The organism is Streptomyces incanus (genome assembly GCF_042656345.1).
GTDB lineage: Bacteria > Actinomycetota > Actinomycetes > Streptomycetales > Streptomycetaceae > Streptomyces > Streptomyces incanus.
The window spans coordinates 31,786-51,187 of sequence record NZ_JBHSPC010000037.1; the positions used below are offsets into that span (position 1 = coordinate 31,786).

15 protein-coding genes and 2 pseudogenes are annotated in these 19,402 nt (G+C 71.7%); 2 read left to right on the top strand and 15 right to left on the bottom strand.

Translation table 11 applies throughout. The annotated features are described in order from the left end of the window. Positions 1 to 40 precede the first annotated feature (40 nt). From ACFP2V_RS14480 to ACFP2V_RS14490, 3 genes and pseudogenes are all read right to left on the bottom strand, one after another. Positions 41 to 1,264: a glutathionylspermidine synthase family protein gene (locus ACFP2V_RS14480; protein WP_381211093.1), complete on the bottom strand. Its 1,224-nt coding sequence runs from the start codon at positions 1,262 to 1,264 to the stop codon at positions 41 to 43. Between the two features lie 35 nt (positions 1,265 to 1,299). Next, entirely contained in the window at positions 1,300 to 1,671 is a 372-nt protein-coding gene (locus ACFP2V_RS14485; RefSeq protein ID WP_381211096.1) for a hypothetical protein, read from the bottom strand. A gap of 202 nt (positions 1,672 to 1,873) precedes the next feature. Continuing rightward, a pseudogene (locus ACFP2V_RS14490) lies at positions 1,874 to 2,157 on the bottom strand (PLP-dependent aminotransferase family protein); the annotation flags it as partial. Between the two features lies 1 nt (position 2,158). Between ACFP2V_RS14490 and ACFP2V_RS14495 the strand changes: the two are divergent. Continuing rightward, positions 2,159 to 2,317, top strand: a pseudogene (locus ACFP2V_RS14495) (carboxymuconolactone decarboxylase family protein); the annotation flags it as partial. A 132-nt stretch (positions 2,318 to 2,449) separates the two neighbouring features. Here ACFP2V_RS14495 and ACFP2V_RS14500 read toward each other — a convergent pair. From ACFP2V_RS14500 to ACFP2V_RS14555, 12 genes are all read right to left on the bottom strand, one after another. Further along, the gene (locus ACFP2V_RS14500; protein ID WP_381211098.1) at positions 2,450 to 3,406 is read right to left on the bottom strand and encodes an ABC transporter substrate-binding protein; all 957 of its coding nucleotides are present in this window, start codon (positions 3,404 to 3,406) and stop codon (positions 2,450 to 2,452) included. 1 nt (position 3,407) lies between these two features. Continuing rightward, positions 3,408 to 5,354, bottom strand: coding sequence for an ABC transporter permease (locus ACFP2V_RS14505; RefSeq protein WP_381211101.1), 1,947 nt, complete (start codon positions 5,352 to 5,354; stop codon positions 3,408 to 3,410). Then, positions 5,354 to 6,565, bottom strand: a complete 1,212-nt coding sequence (locus tag ACFP2V_RS14510) for a quaternary amine ABC transporter ATP-binding protein (RefSeq protein WP_381211104.1) — start codon at positions 6,563 to 6,565, stop codon at positions 5,354 to 5,356. The genes ACFP2V_RS14505 and ACFP2V_RS14510 overlap by 1 nt, the downstream gene beginning before the upstream one ends. Next, complete coding sequence (locus ACFP2V_RS14515) at positions 6,565 to 8,184, bottom strand: GMC family oxidoreductase (RefSeq protein ID WP_381211106.1); 1,620 nt, start codon at positions 8,182 to 8,184, stop codon at positions 6,565 to 6,567. The genes ACFP2V_RS14510 and ACFP2V_RS14515 overlap by 1 nt, the downstream gene beginning before the upstream one ends. 318 nt (positions 8,185 to 8,502) lie before the next feature. Further along, complete coding sequence (locus tag ACFP2V_RS14520; RefSeq protein ID WP_381211109.1) at positions 8,503 to 10,023, bottom strand: aldehyde dehydrogenase family protein; 1,521 nt, start codon at positions 10,021 to 10,023, stop codon at positions 8,503 to 8,505. A 211-nt stretch (positions 10,024 to 10,234) separates the two neighbouring features. Beyond that, positions 10,235 to 11,299 (bottom strand): hypothetical protein, encoded by a 1,065-nt coding sequence (locus ACFP2V_RS14525; protein WP_381211112.1) that lies wholly within the window; start codon positions 11,297 to 11,299, stop codon positions 10,235 to 10,237. 49 nt (positions 11,300 to 11,348) lie between these two features. Beyond that, positions 11,349 to 11,705, bottom strand: coding sequence for a hypothetical protein (locus ACFP2V_RS14530; protein WP_381211114.1), 357 nt, complete (start codon positions 11,703 to 11,705; stop codon positions 11,349 to 11,351). Continuing rightward, positions 11,692 to 13,443 carry a hypothetical protein gene (locus ACFP2V_RS14535; protein WP_381211117.1) on the bottom strand — a complete coding sequence of 584 codons (1,752 nt, stop codon included), beginning with the start codon at positions 13,441 to 13,443 and terminating at the stop codon, positions 11,692 to 11,694. The genes ACFP2V_RS14530 and ACFP2V_RS14535 overlap by 14 nt, the downstream gene beginning before the upstream one ends. 233 nt (positions 13,444 to 13,676) lie before the next feature. Beyond that, positions 13,677 to 14,666 (bottom strand): malate dehydrogenase, encoded by a 990-nt coding sequence (locus tag ACFP2V_RS14540; protein ID WP_381211120.1) that lies wholly within the window; start codon positions 14,664 to 14,666, stop codon positions 13,677 to 13,679. A gap of 498 nt (positions 14,667 to 15,164) precedes the next feature. Continuing rightward, a complete protein-coding gene (locus ACFP2V_RS14545) occupies positions 15,165 to 16,334 on the bottom strand; it encodes a helix-turn-helix domain-containing protein (RefSeq protein ID WP_381211123.1) in 1,170 nt (389 codons plus the stop codon). A gap of 478 nt (positions 16,335 to 16,812) precedes the next feature. Continuing rightward, positions 16,813 to 17,262 (bottom strand): DUF3017 domain-containing protein, encoded by a 450-nt coding sequence (locus tag ACFP2V_RS14550; protein ID WP_381211468.1) that lies wholly within the window; start codon positions 17,260 to 17,262, stop codon positions 16,813 to 16,815. Between the two features lie 199 nt (positions 17,263 to 17,461). Next, positions 17,462 to 18,316 (bottom strand): bifunctional methylenetetrahydrofolate dehydrogenase/methenyltetrahydrofolate cyclohydrolase, encoded by an 855-nt coding sequence (locus ACFP2V_RS14555; protein ID WP_381211126.1) that lies wholly within the window; start codon positions 18,314 to 18,316, stop codon positions 17,462 to 17,464. A 364-nt stretch (positions 18,317 to 18,680) separates the two neighbouring features. Here ACFP2V_RS14555 and ACFP2V_RS14560 point away from each other — a divergent pair, with 364 nt between their 5' ends. After that, the gene (locus ACFP2V_RS14560; protein ID WP_381211129.1) at positions 18,681 to 19,295 is read left to right on the top strand and encodes a hypothetical protein; all 615 of its coding nucleotides are present in this window, start codon (positions 18,681 to 18,683) and stop codon (positions 19,293 to 19,295) included. Positions 19,296 to 19,402: the final 107 nt, after the last annotated feature.

The window sequence follows — 19,402 nt, forward strand, 5'->3', positions numbered from 1 at the left end:
GGGCCCGCGCCCCTTCAAGGGCGTCGGATCAAGGGGGTGCTCACAGAACCACGTGCGGGAGGAAGCGGGCGTACTCGTCGGTGATCAGGCCCGACGACTCGCGGATGCCGAGGCCGGCGGGCTCGTCCCCGACCGTCCAGGCGCCGAGGACGACATGGTTGCCGTCGAAGTCCGGCAGCGGGGCGAGCTGCTGGTAGCAGCAGGGTTCGTCGCGGAGCACGGGGGCGCTGCCCGGCGGGTGGATCGTCACCCCGGCGCCCTCGCGGCCGAGCAGTGGTTTGGCCACGTAGCCGGTGGACGACGCCAGGTCGCGGGGGCCGTCGAGGTGGGCCGGGAGGAGGTTGGGGTGGTCCGGGAAGAGCTCCCAGAGGATCGCCAGCAGGGCCTTGTTGCTGAGCAGCATCTTCCAGGCGGGCTCGATCCACAGGGTGCTGCCGGTGCCGCCGCCGTTGTCGAGGGTGTCGAGGACGTGGCCGGCGAAGCGGTCGGTGGTGAGCCACTCCCAGGGGTACAGCTTGAAGATGCTGCGGATGAACCGGAGGCCGTTGTCGACGAAGCGGCCGGAGAGCCGGTCCCAGCCGATCTCCTCCACGGTGAGCCACTCGGTGTCGAGGCCCGCCTGTTCGGCGGTCTCCTTGAGGTAGGCGACGGTCATGAGGTCCTCGCCGAGTACGTCGGCCGAGGAGTGGGCGAAGTACAGCGGGCTGCTCGGCGGGAGGAGCGCGGCCTGCCCCCGCCAGGCGTCGACGAGGCGTTCGTGCAGGGAGTTCCACTGGTCGGCGCCGGGGAACCGTTCCTCCATCCAGAACCACTGGGGCGAGGCGGCCTCCACCAGGGAGGTGGGGGTGTCGGCGTTGTACTCCAGCAGCTTCGCGGGACCGGTGCCGTCGTAGCGGAGGTCGAAACGGCCGTAGAGGGAGGGGAGTTCGGCCCGCCGTCGCCAGGCCTCGGCGACTGCTCGGGTGACCCGCGGATCGGTGATGCCGAGGTCGGCGAAGCGGTCGGCGGTGACGATGTGGTCGGCGGCAACGAGGCACATGCGGTGCAGTTCCTCGACGACCTCCTCCAGCGCCTCCACCTCGTCGAGGCCGAAGACGTAGTACGCGCTCTCGTCCCAGTACGGGACCCAGGCGCCGTCGGGGACGGGAATGCCCGCCGCCCGGTCGGCCTCGAGCGATTTGGGCAGGGTGAGGGGGTAGATGAGCCCCTGTTCCTCGACGGTCTGCTGCCAGCCGGGGCGGGGTTCGATGGTGCGGCGTTCCACGGACGGGTCCTTCGCTGCTTCGCTCGGCGGGGTGGTCAGCCGCCGCGCTTGCCGGAAGACGAGCCGAAGCCGCCCCGGTCGACGGCCCGGCTCCGGCTGAAGGTGCCGTCGTCGGCCCAGCCGTCGCTGACGTCGGCGTCGTAGTACCAGTCGGCGTTGACGTCCTTGCCGACGGAAGCGGAGGTCGTCGTGCAGCTCCGGTCGGCGACGACCTTGTAGCCGTTGAGGTAGTCGTAGCTGTCCCGGTCCACGCAGCGGCGGTCCGGATCCGAACCGCACGCGGACAGGGCCGCCGCGAGGACACCCATACCACCGAGCATCACCGTGCCGGACCGCAGCCGCCGCCGTGTCCGCGCTGCGGGCATCGCCTTCCGGGCCGTCTTCTCGACCGCCGTCTTCTGCGCCATGCTCTCCGCTCCCCCGTGTGTGCCGCCTCGCCGCCGCGGTACGCCGTGCTCCCCGGCTCGCGGCGGACAGCCTAGGCGCCGGCCGGGAGAAAAGGGCAGGGGGCCCTTGATCGCGGCCTCGATCGGCCATGGTTCCGGGGCTTTTGGGGCGGTGTGCACGCTTGCCGCAACGGCCTGTCGGGCAGGGGCTGCGGGACGTTCCTCAGAAAAGCGCCCGGCACAGGGCGTCCAGGGTCGCCGCCCGGGCGTGGTCCGGCGGGGCCCCGTAGCCGACGACCAGGGCGTCCGAGGGAGAGACTTCGGCGGCGGGGTGCCGGAAGTACGCCAGGCCCATGACCGAGAGGCCCTGCCGGGCGCCCGGACGACCGACCGCTCGGTGCCCGGCGGCAGTCGGAGCACGGCGTGCAGCCCGGCCGCGATGCCCGTGGCCCGTACCTCGGGTGCCCGCTCGGCATGGGCCTCCACCAGGGCGTCGCGGCGGCGCCGGTTCGTACCGGACGCGGTGTACGGGCGGGCCGCCGAGCACTTCGAGGAGGCCGAGCCGGCGCGCCCGATCGCCACCATCGCGGTGATCAACGCCTGGAACCGGTTCGGTGTGACCTGCCGCCTCACCCCGGGCCACTACCGGCCGGGCTCACACGCCTGACCGGCACCCGGCACGTGATCGCACGTATCGCGTGACAAGCGGCCCCGGGTTCACCTCGCTCGGTGAGCCCGGGGCCGCGCGTCGTACCCGGTCCGGACCGGACCGGCCGTCATACCCGGTCCGGACCGGTCCTCAGGGCAGCCACGCCTTCCAGGTGGACTCGTTGCCGTCCACCCACTTCTTCGCCGCCTCCTGGGGAGCCATCCGCTGTTCGGCGATCATCAGGGAGACCTCGTTCTGGTCCTCGGTCGTCCACCGGAACTTCTTCAGGAAGTCCGCCGCGTCGCCGCCGTCCTTCGCGAAGTCCGCGTTGAGGTACTTCTGGAGCGGGGTGTGCGGGTAGGCGCAGGCGACCTTCGCCGGGTCGGCGTCGCAGCCCTCCTCGTACTCGGGCAGCTCCACCTCGGTCATCGGCACCTTCGCGGACAGCCACTGGGGTGTGTACCAGTAGCTGAGGAAGGGCTTCTCCTCCTTGGCGAACTGCTGGATCTGGGTGATCTGCGCGGCCTCCGACCCGGCGAACACCACCTCGAAGTCCAGCTTCAGGTTCTTCACCAGCGCCTTGTCGTTGGTGAGGTAGGACGGTGAACCGTCCATCAGCTGGCCTTTGCCGCCGCTCTCCGCGGTGCGGAACTGATCGGCGTACTTGTTGAGGTTCTTCCAGTCCTTGATGTCGGGGTGCTGCTCGGCGAAGTACGTCGGCACGAACCAGCCGATGTGCCCGGTGACCCCGAGATCACCGCCGGGCGTGATCGTCTTCTTGTCCTCGACGTACCGCTGCTCCTGGTCCGGGTGGCCCCAGTCCTCCAGGATGGCGTCGACCCGGCCCTGGCTGAGCGCGTCCCAGGCGGGTACCTCGTCGACCTGCACGGTGTCGACGCGGTAGCCGAGTTCGTGCTCCAGCAGGTACTGGGCGACGGCCGCGTTGGCCTGGGCGCCCACCCAGGACTGCACGGACAGGGTGACCGTCCGCGCGCCCTTGGCGTTGGCGTACGGCGAGGCCTGCTTGGTCATGTCCGCGGCACCGCAGCCGGTGAGCAGCGCGAGCGCGAAGGCTCCGGCCACCGCGGAGGTCGTACGGCGTCGCATGTCAGGCTCCCTTCTTCGCGCGGCGTTCGGTGGGCTGGGTCACCCGGTCGAGCATCAGGCCCAGGCAGACGATCGCGGCTCCCGCGACCAGGCCGGTCGCCAGGTCTCCCTGGGCGAGGCCGAAGACGACGTCGTAGCCGAGCGCGCCACCGCCGACCAGGCCGCCGATGATGACGACGGCGAGGACCAGGACCACGCCCTGGTTGACGGCGAGGAGCAGCGCCGGGCGGGCCAGTGGGAGCTGGACCTGGCGCAGTTGCTGGCCGCTGGTCGCGCCGAGCGAGCGGGCCGACTCCATCGCCGCCGGGTCGACCTGGCGCAGTCCCTGGGTGGTGATGCGGACGACGGCCGGCAGCGCGTAGACGATGGCGGCGGCGACGGCCGGGGCACGGCCGACGCCGAACAGGGCGACGACCGGGATGAGGTACACGAACTGCGGCATCGTCTGGAAGACGTCCAGGACCGGCCGCAGCAGCCGCTCGACACGGTCGCTGCGGGACGCGGCGAGACCGATCGCGAAGCCGATGACGAGGGTGACGGCGACGGCCGCGAGGACCTGGGAGAGCGTGTCGAGGGACGGGTTCCACACCCCGAGGACCCCGACGGCGGCCATGGCGAGGACGGCGGTGAGCGCGGTGCGCCAGGTGCCGATCAGCCAGGCCAGGGCGGCGACGACGAGCAGCACCGACCACCAGGGCAGCCACTGCAGTCCGTCACGGACCGGGTCGAGCACCCAGGTGGTGAAGCGGGCGGCCCAGTCGGCGGTGCCGCCGATGACGGGGACGCCCGAATAGAGGTGGTCGGTCATCCAGTCGACGGCCCGGTTGACCGGTTCGGCGATCGCGACGACCCACCCGTCCGGCCACTCCAGCCGGTCCGCCAGACGTCCGGCGACCGCGACGGCCGCGGCGCCGGCTACGACGTACAGCCAGTGCGTACGGGGCCGGGGCGGCCCGTCGGCGTTCGCCCCGGCCGCGCCGGTGACCCGGTCGAGGACGACGGCGAGGAGCACGATCGGGATGCCGGCGGCGAGGGCCGCTCCGACGTCGACCGAGGCCAGCGCCTGGTAGACCCGGTCGCCGAGGCCGCCCGCGCCGATCACCGAGGCGATGACGGCCATGGACAGCGCCATCATGATCGTCTGGTTGAGGCCGAGGAGGAGTTCCTTGCGGGCCAGCGGGATGCGGGCGGTCAGCAGGCGCTGACGGGCACCGGCGCCGAGCGACTCGACGGCCTCCAGCACCTCCTTGTCGGCGCCGCGCAGACCGAGCGAGGTCAGCCGGGCCATGGGCGGCGCGGCGTAGATCACGGTGGCCAGGACGGCGGCCGGAACACCGATCCCGAACACCAGTACGACCGGCAGGAGGTAGGCGAAGGCGGGGAACACCTGCATGGTGTCCAGCACCGGGCGCAGGACGCGGTCCATGCGGTCGGAGAGTCCGGCTGCGAGCCCCAGCAGCGCGCCGAGGACGACGGACGCGGTGACCGCGACCACCATCAGGGCGAGCGTCTGCATGGTGGGCACCCACATGCCGAGCAGACCGCAGGCGAGGAACGCGGCAGCGGTGCCGAGCGCGAGCCGTACGCCCGCGACCCGCCAGGCGACCAGCCCGGCGACGGCGGTCGTTCCCGCCCATCCGACGGCGAGGAGAGCGAGGTAGACGGCTCGTACGGTGATGACGACGACGTTGCTGACGTGGCCGAAGAAGTAGAGGAAGAGGGGGTGGGAGTCCCGGTTGTCGATGATCCAGTCACTGGCTCCGGCCAGCGGCTCGGAGACGTCGACGGTCAGTGCCTCGGGCCAGCTGCCACCCGCCCAGCGGGCGGCGGCGAACGGGACGAGGACCGCGGCGGCCACGGCAAGCAGCAGAAGCTTGCGCACGGCGGCACGTCCGAGCAGACCTGGCCGCTCGCCGGCCCGGGGGGCGACTGCGGTGACGGTCGCCATCAGACCGCCCCCTCGGGGCGCTCCGTCCCGGCGGAGGGCTCGGGGTCGGCGGAGGGCTCGGGGTCGGCGGAGGGCTCGGGTGCGGCGAACGGTCCTGTGGCGGTGGCCGGTCCTGCGGCGGTGAGGGTCCCCGTCCCCGCGACGACCGACAGCAGGGCGGCGGAGTCGACGATTCCCACGCAGCGGCCCTGGTCGAGGACCCGGGCCGGGGAGCCCGCGCGGGCGACGGCCTCGATGGCCTCCGACACCGTGGCGTCGGGGCGGACGGCGGGGCCGCTGCCGGCCTCGTCCGCCGACGAGGCGGGGCGCATGGCCGTACGGACGGTGAGGACCTGTTCGCGCGGGACGTCCCGGACGAAGTCGCGGACGTAGTCGTCGGCGGGCGAGCCCACGATCTCCTCGGGGGTGCCCAGCTGGACCACCCGTCCGTCGCGCATCAGGGCGATGCGGTCGCCCAGCCTCAGCGCCTCGCTGAGGTCGTGGGTGATGAAGACCATCGTGCGGCCCTCCTCGTGGTGCAGCCGGATCACCTCCTCCTGCATGTCGCGCCGGATGAGGGGGTCGAGCGCGCTGAACGGCTCGTCGAACAGCAGCACCTGGGGGTCGACGGCGAGCGCGCGGGCGAGCCCGACACGCTGGCGCTGACCGCCGGAGAGCTGGGCGGGTCTGCGCTGCTCCATGCCTTCCAGGCCCACCTTGGCGACGACCTCGGCGGCCTTCGCGCGCCGCTGCGCCCGGCCCATGCCCTGGATCTCGAGGCCGTAGGCCACGTTGTCCAGGACCGTGCGGTGCGGCAGCAGGCCGAAGTGCTGGAAGACCATGGCGGCGCGGTGCCGGCGCAGTTCGCGCAGCCGTGCCTTGTCCATCGCGCGCACGTCCTCGCCGTCGATGGCGATGGAGCCCGCGGTCGGCTCGATCAGCCGGGTCAGACAGCGCACCAGCGTGGACTTGCCGGAGCCGGACAACCCCATGACGACGAAGACCTCGCCCTTGCGGACGTCGAAGCTCACGTCCCGGACGGCGACCGTGCAGCCGGTGCGGCTGCGCAGATCGGCCGGGTCGAGCGCGGTGAGCCCGGGGTCGCCGGGGACGCGGTCGGCCTTCGGGCCGAAGACCTTCCACAGTCCGTCGACGGAGAAGACGGGCGGGCCGGCCGCCGGGTCGGCGGTGGTACCGGAGGGTTGGGCAGTCGCAGAGGTCGCGGTACTCATCACGCACCGCCTCCGATCAGATCGACGGCCCGCTCGCCGACCATCAGCACACCGATCATCGGGTTCACGGCGGTCATGGTCGGGAAGACGGAGGCGTCCGCGATCCGGATGCCCTGCAGCCCGCGAATCCGCAACTCGGGGTCGACCACGGCCAGTTCGTCGGTCGCGGCGCCCATCCTGCAGGTGCCCGCCGGGTGGTAGACGGTGTGCGCGACCTTACGGGCGTACTCGCTCAGCTCCTCGTCTCCCGTGACGTCGGGGCCGGGGGCCACCTCGCGCTTGAGCCAGTGGGCCAGCGGTTCGGTCTTCGCGATCTCGCGGGCGATGCGGATGCCGTCGACGAGGGTGCGGCCGTCGTAGTCGTCCTCGTCGGTGAAGTAGCGGAAGTCCAGCGCGGGTTTGGCCTCCGGGTCGGCGCTGGTCAGGTAGAGCCGGCCGCGGCTCTTCGGCTTGGGGATGTTCGGGGTCATCGAGACGCCGAACTCCGGCCGCTGGTAGCCGAGGCGCTCCGGATTGTCCGTGAACGGGATCTGGTAGAAGTGGAACATCAGGTCGGGGCCCGCGTGTTCGGGGTCTCGGCGTACGAACAGGCCGGCATCGGAGTCCATCGCGGAGTTGTCCGGGATGGGGCCGTCCGTCTCCCAGACGATCACCGACTCGGGGTGGTCGAGCAGGTTCTCGCCGACACCGGGAAGGTCGTGCGCCACGGGTATGCCGAGCGCCTCCAGGTCGGCCTTCGGACCGATGCCGGAGTGCAGCAGGAGCCGGGGGGAGTCGACCGCGCCGGCGCACAGCAGGACCTCGCCGCGGGCCCGGACGAGGATCTCCTCGCCGTCCTTGGTGCGGACATGGACGCCCTCGGCGCGGGTTCCGTTCAGCTCCAGCCGGTACGCCCAGGTCTCCAGCATGATCGTCAGGTTGGGGCGTTCGTCCATCACCGGGTGCAGATACGCGACCGACGCCGAGGAGCGCTTGTTGTTCTCCGGGTGGTAGGCGAGGTCGAAGAAGCCGACGCCCTCGTCGAACGGCTTCTTGTTGAAGCCCTCGACGCGCGGCACGCCGAGCGTGGTCTGCGCCGCGTCGACGAAGTCACGGGCGATGGCGTTGCGGTCCTTCTCGTCGACCGGGACGATGTTGTTCTTGAGCCGGGCGTAGTACGCCTCCATCTGCACGGCGCCCCACCCCTGGGCGCCGGCCTGCTCCCACTCGTCCCAGTCGGACGGGAGCGGCTTGAACGCGATGAGGGTGTTGTGCGAGGAGCATCCGCCGAGCACGCGGGCCCGGCTGTGCCGGATGTGCGAGTTGCCGCGCGGCTGCTCGGTGGTGGGGTAGTCGTAGTCCAGCTCGCCGCCGAGCAGGCCCATCCAGCGGCGCAGGGTCAGCACGTCGTCACGGCCGACGTCGCTGGGGCCGCCTTCGATGACCGCGACGGTGACGTCAGGGTTCTCGGTCAGCCGGGAGGCGATGACGGACCCTGCGGTGCCGCCACCGATGACGACGTAGTCGTACGTGTGGTCGCGGGTGGCGTCGCGCCCGTGTCCGCGGGCGTCGTCCCGCCTGTGTTCCTGGCCGCGTTCATGGCCGCGTTCGTGCGCGTGTTCCTGGGTGTGCTCTGGCATGGGACGTCGCTCCTACGGGGACTCGGATCAAGTGGACAGGGTGCTGCTCGAAGTACTGTTCGAAATTTTGTTCGGGGCGGTACGTCGTCGTCCGCCATGAGGGGTGAGGGGTGAGGGGTACGGCACCCGGCACGCGAAGGGCGCCGGGTGCGCGGGCCGGGAGGGCCGGCACGGGCGCACCCTGCGCGCCGGGCACGTCGGGATGCCGCACCCCGGGTGACGCGGGGGCCGCATGTGCTGCGGGCGCTGAGGAAAGGCACGTGGGCCGAATTCGCCACGGTGCCGTGTCCGCCGTGCGGGCCGCTCGGCGGTGGCGGCTCAGCCCGCGAACCAACGCACCGGCTTCGGCGCGAGGTTCTGGTAGATGTGCTTGGTCTCGCGGTACTCGGCGAGGCCCGCCGGGCCGAGTTCGCGGCCCACTCCGCTCTTGCCGAATCCGCCCCACTCCGCCTGCGGGAGGTAGGGGTGGAAGTCATTGATCCACACGGTGCCGTGGCGCAGCCGTCCGGCCACCCGCCGGGCGCGTCCCGCGTCGGCGGTCCAGACGGCGCCGGCCAGCCCGTACTCGGTGTCGTTGGCGAGGGTGACGGCCTCGTCCTCGGTGCGGAAGGTCTCGACGGTGAGGACCGGCCCGAACACCTCCTCGCGCACCACCCGCATCTCGCGGTGGCAGCGGTCGAGGACGGTCGGTTCGTAGAAGTAGCCGGCCTCGGGCCGCTCGGCGGACGGCTCGGGCCGCCTGCCGCCGGAGCGGAGCACCGCGCCCTCCTCCAGCGCGGAGGCGACGTACGCCTCGATCTTGTCCCGCTGCTGCCCGGAGACCAGCGGTCCGCACTCGACGCCGTCCACGGTGCCCCGGCCGAGCCTGATCCTCTCGGCGCGGCGGGCGAGTTCGGTGACGAAGCGGTCGCGGACGGACTCCTCCACGATGAGCCGCGCACCCGCCGAGCAGACCTGGCCACTGTGGATGAAGGCCGCGTTGAGCGCCTGGTCGACGGCGGTGTCGAAGCCCTCCGCGGTGGCGCAGGCGTCGGCGAAGACCACGTTGGGGTTCTTGCCGCCGAGTTCGAGAGCGACCTTCTTCACGCCCGGCGCGGCGGCCTGGGCGACCTTGGTACCGCTGGCCAGTCCTCCGGTGAAGGAGACCAGGTCGACGTCGGGGTGCTCGGCGAGCCGGGCGCCGACGGTGTGGCCGGGGCCGGTGACGATGTTGGCGACACCGGCGGGCAGTCCCGCCTCGGCCAGCAGAGCGATGAGCGCGACGGTGGTCAGCGGGGTGATCTCGCTGGGCTTGACGACGAAGGTGTTGCCGGCCGCGAGGGCTGGGGCGATCTTCCAACTGGCCTGGAGCAGCGGATAGTTCCAGGGTGTGATCATGGAGCAGACACCGACGGGCTCGTGCACGACAACGCTGTGGACGTCGGCGGATCCCGCGTCGACGACCCGGCCGGGGGCCTCCCCGGCGACCAGGTCGGCGAAGTAGCGGAAGGCGTCGGCGACACAGTCGATGTCGACGCGCCCCTCCTCGACGGTCTTGCCCGCGTCCCGGCTCTCCAGCAGGCCGAGTTCCTCCCGGTCCCGGACGAGGAGACCGGCGACGCGGCGCAGCAGCGCGGCCCGCTCGGCGACCGGGGTGTGCGGCCACGGGCCCTCGTCGAACGCGCGACGGGCGGCGGCCACCGCGAGGTCGGCGTCCTTCTCGTCGCCCTCCGCGACGACGGCGAACGGCAGGGCGTCCGCGGGGTCGATGATCTCGCGCGTCGCCCCCGAGACGGCCGCCCGCCACTCACCTCCCGCGTGGATGGAGGTGCGCACCTGAAGCTCTGGACTGTCCGCCATGATCGCCTGCTGCCTTCCGTTCCTGTTCAGCGCCCATGGGTGACACAGGTCGAGTGACCAGGTTGAGCCACACAGGCGTCACCCACGGAACGGGAGGGCTCCTTCCCCCGGAATCCGAATGCATGCGCGATTCATGGCGGGGTGTGTGCCGTGCCACAGAACATACGGTCACAGCGGAGGAAAACATCCCGAACCACCGCTCGGGATCGGTTCAGCCGAGGTCCATGGCCGTTCCGCAGGTGGTGTCCGGCGGGCAGAAGTGTTCGAGGGCGGTCCGGATCAGTTCCCGCTCGTCCTCGTGACCGTCGGAGTCGGCCCCGTAGGCGGCGAGCGCGTACAGCTTGCCGTCGGCGGCCTGGAAGCGCAGGTCGACGACGTGCCAGGTCCCGATGTCGGGCTCCCCCCTGATGGAGTCCGCCAGGTACTCCAGCCGGGAGCCGGTGAAATCACCGTCGTCCAGCGTTTCGAGGGAGAGCTGCTCGAATCCGGGGGCCTTCGGGGTGGCGTCGGAGAGGAACAGTTGGTACGACGCGTCGGGCGAGGGCTCCGCCACCTCGAACACCTGGAGCCGCATGCCGCTGTCGGGACTGCGGTAGGTGACCACGTCCATGCCGTACTGGGAGGACACGCTGCTACGGGTCCACCCCGTGGGGCGGGCGATGGTGAAGCCCTCGGAGTCGGCGTACCGGTCGTAACCGGCGGGGACGGTGCTGTCCGGGTCGGGGGCGGGCGAGGTGATCTCCTCGGCGGCGGACGTCGGCTGCCGCGGGGCCGGGGCCTCCTCCGTCCCGGGCGTTTCGGACCCGGCCGACTGCGACACGCTCGCCGAGGCGGGCTTGTCGTCCCCCTGGCCGACCGCCCCCTTGCCGCCTCCCAGGGTCTGGGTCAGCACCAGCCCCACGACCACCCCGATCACGGCGGCCCCACCCACCACGGTCCACACCCGCCTCCGGTCGAGCCCGTGCCGAGCCGGTGCCGGGGGCACGGGCGGGGTGGGCGGCCCGGCGGGGCCGTGGGGCACCTCGGGGAACGACCACGGGGCCGGCGCGGGCGGCCCGGGCGGCCCGGACGACGGCGAGGTGCCGCCGCCCGGCCAGGGGACACCCGTGAGGGTGGGAGCGGCGGAGGACGAAACATCCGGGGGCGGCGGAGCGGCCGGGGGCGGCGTCACCGTCGGCGCGGTCGCGGCCGCACCCCCTGTCTCCCCCTGTTCCCCCGGGCCCGTCTCCTCCCAGCGCTGGGTCTCCTCGTTCCAGTACCGCGGTGCCCCGCTCATCGCTTCCCCCCTCGTTCCCCTCGCCCCTTCGGCCTTTCGCCCACCGGCGTCACATCCCGAGCAGCCCCGCCACGGTTCCGGCCGAGGCGAGCAGCGCCGTGAGTGTCTCGGCGGCCGCGAGCAGATCACGCAGCCGCCGGCGGCGGCTCTCCCCGGCCGTACCGGTCCGGTCGATCTCCTCCTCGGTGTCCGCCAGTGCCTCGTCCAGCTCCACGGTCTGCCCGCTCTGCCGCAGCCGGGCCAGATCGGCCCGCAGCTCCCTTACCGCGGTGAGCAGTTCCTCGTCGGCGGCGTCGCGCGGCGCCGGAACGCCGTGGTGGCTCTCCGCGTGCGCATGGCTGCCGATGGCGAAGGTACTGCCGTGGACGTCCCCGATGTGGACGCCCTGCTCATCACGTGCCGTCATTCCCGGAGGCTCCCCTCTGCGGCCCGGGGCCGCCGTTGGTGGCGCTGGAGTTCTCACCGATGGCGAAGGTGGAGCCCTCGACCCGGTTGATGCTGACCGCGCCGTTGCTGATGTTCACGATCTTCTGGACGAACTCGCCGGTCTCGTAACCGGCTTCGGCGAGCGCCAGCCGCACCCCGTGTCCGACGCGGTCCTGAATGCTCCGGAGGTAGCGGGCCACGTCCATCTCCTGGAACGTGGACTTCGTGTCCCTGGCGGCCAGCTCGCGCACCGACAGGGCGGGGCCCTCGGGCAGCGCGCTCCGGTGTCCACCGGTGAGCAGCCGCCAGGCGAAGACCGCGCCGCGGAACAGGGAGACCAGGGCACGGCCCGCGGAACCGGGCATCAGGGTGGCCGCCGAGACGATCTTGTCCGACACCGGGCCGGTGCGGACCCCGTGCGCGACGTGGTCGGCGCGCTTGAACTCCTGGCGCACCGGGGGCATGACGTGCGGGGCGATCTCCAGCATGAGCATGCGGCCCTGGGTGTGGACCCGCACGTACACCGTGACGCCCAGTTCCTCCTCCCAGGCGCCGACCCGGACCCGCAGGAAGTGCCGCCGCTTCTCGCCGCCCTCCTCGACCGCCCGCAGCAAGTGCCGCTCGAACGCCTCCGGCGTGTAGGGGGCCTGGTCACGGTCGGTCAATCCCTCGACGGGGAGGAACACGCACTCGTCGATCTCCAGCCCGCGCAGTCGGTCGCGCACAGGGGTGCCCGCGTGCTCGGCCGGTTCACGGAGCTGCTCGATCAGCGGCCGGACCCGGTCGAGGATCACGCGGTTGCCGAGCGGCTGCCGGTTTTCCCGCTCCTCGTCCGGCCGGAGTTCCACGGCGAGCACCCAGGTGTCGTGCGCGGCTCCCGCCCCGCAGAACGGACGCTCCTCGTCGTACATGATCAGCGACGCGTGCTGCTCCCGCCGGATGCGCCGCATCAGCCGGGCGAACCTCTCCCCCTCGCCTCTCTCCGCTGGGTCGTTCACCGCGTCCGGGAAGCGCTGCGGGGACAGCTCCGCACCGAACGCGCGGGCGAACCCGTCGCGCTGGGCCGCCGCACACCACGCGATCAGGGCGACGACACCGATGGCCAGCCAGGCCCGCCAGGGCTCGACCGCCCCCGCGAAGGGCAGCCCCAGGTCGCCGAGACCACCGAACCCGCCCGTGTCGTAGGAACCGCTGGACCCGTACGGGTCGGACGGGGAACCGGAGCCACCGGGGCCGGCGCCGAAGGCCATGGCCACGACGAGTACGGCGTACACCACCAGGAGGAGGCGGCCCGCCCAGCACAGCAAGGAGGCGGCGAGCAACCGGTGCGGGGGCGGCTGCTGGGCGCCGCCCCCGACCCAGGGCACGAGACCGAGCAGCAGGCTGGACAGCAACAGGCCGGCCAGCAGCCCGCCGGTCACCGCAATGCCCACCGTCCAGAGCCCGATGACGCCGGCGGACCAGAGCAGCTCCTGTCGGCGGGCCCGCAGCGCGTGCGCGAGGACCCGGGCGGCGTCGAAGCCCAGCGACGGGGCCACGATCCGCTGTTCGTGGAGATACAGCTCGTCGATGACGCGGTCGCGGTAGTCGGGGTCCACGTAGACGCCCCCGCACAGCAGCCGGGTCGCCTCGCTGGCATGCGGCGGGACGGACAGGACCTCCGGCGGGGCAGGGCCGTCCGGGTGGTGCGGTTGCTGCGGCACGTAGGCAGTGCTCATGCCGGTCCCCCCGATGCTGCGTGCGTCTTCGGTGACAGATGAGTTGACGAGCCATCAGCATAGAGGAGGCGTTACGCCAAAAGGAACCGGATTGTCAAGAGTGCGATCATGTGACATGCGTTAAGCCTTGGCCAAGGCTTTGATCCCGTACATGGACGGGCCCCGCACCGGTCAGCACCGGTGCGGGGCCCGTGGTCCGTGGTCGGACGAGGTGATCGGGTCGGACGAAATGATCAGATGAGGCCGAGGCCGCGGACCGCCTCGCGCTCCTCCTCGAGCTCCTTGACGGAGGCGTCGATGCGGGCGCGGGAGAAGTCGTTGATCTCCAGGCCCTGGACGATCTCGTACGTGCCGTCCTTCACGGTGACCGGGAAGGAGGAGATCAGGCCCTCCGGGACGCCGTAGGAGCCGTCCGACGGGATGCCCATGGAGACCCAGTCGCCGTCCGCGGTGCCGTTGACCCAGGTGTGGACGTGGTCGATGGCCGCGTTGGCGGCGGAGGCGGCCGACGAGGCGCCACGGGCCTCGATGATCGCGGCGCCGCGCTTGGCGACGGTCGGGATGAAGTCCTCGGCCAGCCACTTCTCGTCGTTCACGACCTCGGCGGCGTTCTTGCCGGCGACGGTGGCGTGGAAGATGTCCGGGTACTGGGTGGCGGAGTGGTTGCCCCAGATGGTCAGGCGCTTGATGTCGGCGACCGTCGAACCCGTCTTCTTCGCCAGCTGGGTCAGCGCGCGGTTGTGGTCCAGGCGGGTCATCGCGGTGAAGCGCTCGGCCGGTACGTCCGGGGCGGCGGCCTGGGCGATGAGCGCGTTGGTGTTGGCCGGGTTGCCGACCACGAGCACCCGGATGTCGTCCGCGGCGTGGCCGTTGATGGCCTGGCCCTGCGGCTTGAAGATGCCGCCGTTGGCCTCCAGGAGGTCGCCGCGCTCCATGCCCTTGGTACGCGGGCGGGCGCCCACGAGAAGGGCGACGTTGGCCCCGTCGAAGGCCACGTTCGGGTCGTCCGAGATGTCGATGCCCTGGAGCAGGGGGAACGCGCAGTCGTCCAGCTCCATGGCCGTGCCCTCGGCCGCCTTGAGCGCGGGGGTGATCTCCAGCAGGCGCAGCTTGACCGGCACGTCCGCGCCGAGCAGCTGGCCGGAGGCGATGCGGAAGAGCAGGGCGTAACCGATCTGGCCGGCCGCGCCGGTGACGGTGACGTTCACGGGAGTGCGGGTCATGGCGTTCTCCGTATGACAGCTGGCGGTGGGGCGTCCCTGCCCCGGGGTACGGGATCCCGTCCGGCTCGCGACCGGTGCCCGCCGCGGTGATCGATCACCGGTGCGGAGGGATCGCCGCTGGATGATCGATCTCTTGGCGTCAAGAGATCCAGCGGTCAGGCTATCGCGCATCCACGATCGCGGACGGCCGGGCTCCATGTGGCCCGTCCCACAGGGTGGCCGGAGGATACACGAGCGTGCCCATGGGAAAGGCGGCCGCCCGTCCGGGAGAGGGGGACGGAGACGGCCGCCGTTCGGGCGACCGATCCTGCCGGACTCCCGTGGGGGTAACGTTCACGTGCCCGGTATCTGCCGTCCCATGCCGATCCCGCGCCACGAACTTCACCGGGAGTCCCTCGGGCGTGTCCCGGAGGCCGTACCGGCGACGTGCCCCGGCGGCCGTCCCGCGCCCTCCGGCCCGCCGCGCGCCCGCCGGGCCGGAGGGCGCACCGCGCGGCCCTACTCCGCGGCCCCCGCCTCCGTCTCCTGCGTGCACCCTTCCTCGCCGGAGGCCAGCACCACGCAGGCCTTGGCGTCCGTCGCCTTCGCGACCGCCGTCATCGGGGTGTACGTGACCGTGTCGCCGACCTCGGTGATGCCGGCGCTCTGCTTCGTCTTCCCACCGGTGATCTCGACCTTGTCGCCCTGAGCGGCCTGGGTGATCCGGCCCCACGCGGCACCGCAGATCTTGCTGTAGCGGACCTCGACCAGGGTCGTGCCGACGGTCGCCGTCTGCGTCGTGATCACGAGGTCACCGCTGCACCCCATGCTCTCCGCGTCCTTGCCGTCGCAGCTGTCGCCGCTGCACTCCACCCCGGCGGGCAGATTCGCGGGGACGGAGGCCGTGGGCGAGGGGGACTTCACGGCCTCGCCCTCCTTGTCGCTGTCGAGCCCGGTGACGTAGAACGCCGCGGCGATCACCACCAGCGCGCCGACGGCGCCCGCGAGGAACGTCCCCGTCCGCCGCTTGCCACCGGAACCGCCGGAGCCGCCACGGCCCGCCGCCCCCCGGGGCGGTGCGCCCTGCGCGCCCGACGAACCCGGCGTACGCCCGTCCCCCGCGGACTGAGCGGCCGGGTACGCCGAACCGCCCCGGTGGCCCGACGGGGACGGTCCGGCGTACCCGGCCATGCCCCAGGAGTTCGCCCCCGACGCGTCACGGACGTCCGAGGCGGTGGGCTGCGGGGGCACGGCCGGTGGGGCCCCGGCCGGTCCGGCGACGCCCGGCCGGACCGCGGCGCCCCCGTTCTTGCGCCCCCTGCCGCCCGCACCGGTCGACGACGGTCCGGCGAGCTCGCTCAGCGCGGAGCGCGCCTGCGAGATCCTGATCGCCTCCATCGTCATGTCGTGACGCATCTCCGAGCGGCTCCAGGCCCGCTCGGCCAGCTCCCACATCGTGGTCAGGTGCACCGGATTGGTCCCGGTGACCTCGGCCAGGGCCACGATCGCGCCCTTGGGCGCGAGCAGCCGGCCGTTCAGATAACGCTCCCAGGACGTCTTGCTGTAGCCCGTGCGGTCCGAGACCGACGCGACGCTCATGCCGCTGCGGTCCACCACCCGCCTGAGCTGGCTCGTGAACTCCCTGATCTGCGGATCGAGTTCATCCGGCAAGGCCTTCCAACGAGGCATTGCTTCCCTACCTTCCCCCCGGTCGTGCTGGCATTTCCCTCGCGCGTGGTGCCTCTGCCGAGTCCCCGTTCTGGCTACCCACATGGATGCCGCCAGTCAGGATCTCAGTTCCCAGGGTGGGGGCGCACGGGAGCGTCAGGGCCACGGGCATGCGCCGTCGCACGCTCACCCGCTCGTGCCCCCAGTCTCCCACCGGCGCCTCCTTCGGCCGAACGGAACCAGCACAACGCATGGGACATCACGATTGTCCGGGATTGTCATGATTATCACGCCAGCTGTGCTCCGGGGGCGCTTCGGGAAGTTTCCAGGGCCATCCGGGGGACGTAGCGGAACGGTCACTTCCGTGCCACAGCGTCCGGAGAGCCGTTGAACAGCCGGTTCGCGGTGCAGGAAGGTTGTTCCCGACGGCGGCGGCCCGTCCTTTCACGGGGGTGAGGACGGGCCGCCGTTCACCGGAGGGCACGAGGCAGCGGCGGCGTCAGCTGTTGCTGACGGTGAAGTGCAGGGCGTCCTTCAGGAACGGGATCTCCAGCCAGGGATAGGGATTGGGCTGCACCATCAGCGCCAGCAGCGCGATCGTGAGGCCCAGGCCGCCGTACGTGACGATGTCCGTGAAGCGGGAGCGCACGGCGAGCATGCCGACGTCCGGCACCGCCCAGCGCAGCACCCCGCCCGCCAGCAACGCCACGCCGATCAGCAGCGTGCCGATCCGGAACAGGTCGAACGCCGTCAGCAGCAGGCCGAGTCCGGCCACGAGCAGCACTGCGAGGATCGGCCACTGCCGGGCGGGCGCGGGAGCGTCGCCCGGGGCGGCCCGGCCGCCGCCCTCCGGGCGTGCGGTGTCCCTGGTGAACAGCGGGAAGCGGCGGGTGGCACGCCGCGGCCGCCCCGCGGCGTCGGGCGCGCTGACGGGATCGGTGACCGTGATGTCCTCGACGGCGACGTCCTCGACGACGCCCTCGACCGGCTCCCTTTCCTGCTCCTGCTCCTGGGGGCCCTGCTCCCGGGGCTGTTCCTGCTCCTGTTTGTCCTCTTGCTGGTGCCCCTGCTCGGGCTCCGGCTCCTGCGTCTCACGGGGGTTCGTCCCGGTCCCGCGGGCCCTGGTCTCCGCTTTTCGGGCGCTGTGGTCAGCCGGCACTGCGCTCCGCCGCCTCGACCACGTTGACCAGCAGCTGGGCCCGGGTCATCGGGCCGACACCGCCGGGGTTCGGGGAGATCCAGCCGGCCACCTCGGCCACGCCCGGGTGCACGTCGCCCACGATCTTGCCCTCGGCGGTGCGGGAGACACCGACGTCCAGGACGGCCGCGCCGGGCTTGACGTCCTCGGGACGGACGAGATGGGCGGAGCCGGCGGCGGCGACGATGATGTCCGCGCGCTTGAGATGCGCCGACAGGTCGCGGGTGCCGGTGTGGCACTGGGTCACGGTGGCGTTCTCGCTGCGCCGGGTCAGCAGCAGCGGCATCGGGCGGCCGATGGTCACACCGCGGCCGACGACCACGACCTCCGCGCCCCTGATCTCCACGCCGTAGCGGCGCAGCAGGGTGAGGACACCGTTGGGGGTACAGGGCAGGGGGGCCGGCTCGTTCAGGACCAGACGGCCGAGATTCATCGGGTGGAGGCCGTCGGCGTCCTTGTCCGGGTCCATGAGTTCGAGGATGCGGTTCTCGTCGATGCCCTTGGGCAGCGGCAGCTGGACGATGTACCCGGTGCAGGCCGGGTCCTCGTTCAGGTCGCGGACGACCGCCTCGATCTCCTCCTGCGTGGCCGTTTCCGGCAGCTCCCGCTGGATGGAGGCGATACCGACCTGGGCGCAGTCCCGGTGCTTGCCGGCGACGTATTTCTGGCTACCGGGGTCGTTCCCGACGAGGATCGTGCCGAGGCCGGGCGTGACGCCCTTCTCCTTCAGCACCGCCACGCGGGCGGTCAGATCGGACTTGATCGCTGCTGCGGTGGCCTTGCCATCGAGAATCTGGGCGGTCATGACCCCATTCTCGCGGATGACGGGGCCCGGGTTCCAATCCGCCCTCGTTTTGGGCGTGTGTACCGGGGTCGCACCCGGGCCGTACCGCGGGCGTGCTCCGGGCAGCCGCGAGGTTCGCGATCCCACACGCCGGCCCGGCCCACCCCCTCACCGGCCATGTTCCACCCTCGTCCAGCCAAGATCAGCGATGTTGCACTTGCACAACACAATCTGCCTGCGGCTGGACAACCGACAGATCCGTCGAGAACGATGAACTCACAGTGCCGCGGGCAGTACCGGGGGGACGGACCGCATCTGTAGAGCTTCCTCCGAACCGCGCCCTGCGTGTCCCCGCACCTGAAGCGACAACGGAGGAAGAATCACCATGAGTTTCGGCGACCCGAACAACCCCTACGGGCAGCCGCCCCAGCAGCCCTCCGGTCAGCCCGGCTACGGCTATCCCCAGCAGCAGCCCCCCGGTCAGCCCGGCTACGGCTATCCCTCGCCGCCGGCGTTCCCGCAGTCCTACGGACAGCCGGGTCCCCCGGCGGTCATGCCGGGCAGCGTGAAGGCCGCGCGGGTGATGCTGTTCGTGCTCGGTGGGCTCCAGGCCCTCAGCGGCCTGCTGATGATCGTGGCCAGCGGCTGGTTCGCCGATTACTTCGAGGAGATGGTCTCCTCCGACCCGAACCTCTCCTCGGACCCGAACCTCTCCTCGGAGGACGTGGGCGCCATCGGCGCGGGCATCATGATCGTGCTCGGTGTGATCGTCCTGGGGTTCGCTTTCTGGGCGATCCTCACCGCCGTGAAAATGGCCACGGGGTACGGCGGGGTCCGCGTCTCCGCGATCGTCTACGCCTCGGTGGTCACCCTGTTCAGCGTGATCAGCCTGTTCACCGCCAATGTCTTCGCGCTGATCAGCCTGATGCTCGGCATCCTGATCATCGTGTTCTGCGCCAACCGGAACGGAAGCCACTGGTTCAACCGGCCCCGGTACTGAACCAGTCCCGCCGCTGAATCGGTTCCGCCGCTGTGCCGGTTCCGCCGGGCGCCACTTCCGGCCCATCACGCGCCGGGGCCGTGTCTCCCCCGACACGGCCCTGGTGC

Excerpts from the sequence above, each read along its gene's own strand:
- ACFP2V_RS14485 (WP_381211096.1), bottom strand. The coding sequence starts at position 1,671 with ATGGCGCAGAAGACGGCGGTCGAGAAGACGGCCCGGAAGGCGATGCCC.
- ACFP2V_RS14500 (WP_381211098.1), bottom strand. The coding sequence starts at position 3,406 with ATGCGACGCCGTACGACCTCCGCGGTGGCCGGAGCCTTCGCGCTCGCG.
- ACFP2V_RS14505 (WP_381211101.1), bottom strand. The coding sequence starts at position 5,354 with ATGGCGACCGTCACCGCAGTCGCCCCCCGGGCCGGCGAGCGGCCAGGT.
- ACFP2V_RS14510 (WP_381211104.1), bottom strand. The coding sequence starts at position 6,565 with ATGAGTACCGCGACCTCTGCGACTGCCCAACCCTCCGGTACCACCGCC.
- ACFP2V_RS14515 (WP_381211106.1), bottom strand. The coding sequence starts at position 8,184 with ATGCCAGAGCACACCCAGGAACACGCGCACGAACGCGGCCATGAACGC.
- ACFP2V_RS14520 (WP_381211109.1), bottom strand. The coding sequence starts at position 10,023 with ATGGCGGACAGTCCAGAGCTTCAGGTGCGCACCTCCATCCACGCGGGA.
- ACFP2V_RS14525 (WP_381211112.1), bottom strand. The coding sequence starts at position 11,299 with ATGAGCGGGGCACCGCGGTACTGGAACGAGGAGACCCAGCGCTGGGAG.
- ACFP2V_RS14530 (WP_381211114.1), bottom strand. The coding sequence starts at position 11,705 with ATGACGGCACGTGATGAGCAGGGCGTCCACATCGGGGACGTCCACGGC.
- ACFP2V_RS14535 (WP_381211117.1), bottom strand. The coding sequence starts at position 13,443 with ATGAGCACTGCCTACGTGCCGCAGCAACCGCACCACCCGGACGGCCCT.
- ACFP2V_RS14540 (WP_381211120.1), bottom strand. The coding sequence starts at position 14,666 with ATGACCCGCACTCCCGTGAACGTCACCGTCACCGGCGCGGCCGGCCAG.
- ACFP2V_RS14545 (WP_381211123.1), bottom strand. The coding sequence starts at position 16,334 with ATGCCTCGTTGGAAGGCCTTGCCGGATGAACTCGATCCGCAGATCAGG.
- ACFP2V_RS14555 (WP_381211126.1), bottom strand. The coding sequence starts at position 18,316 with ATGACCGCCCAGATTCTCGATGGCAAGGCCACCGCAGCAGCGATCAAG.
- ACFP2V_RS14560 (WP_381211129.1), top strand. The coding sequence starts at position 18,681 with ATGAGTTTCGGCGACCCGAACAACCCCTACGGGCAGCCGCCCCAGCAG.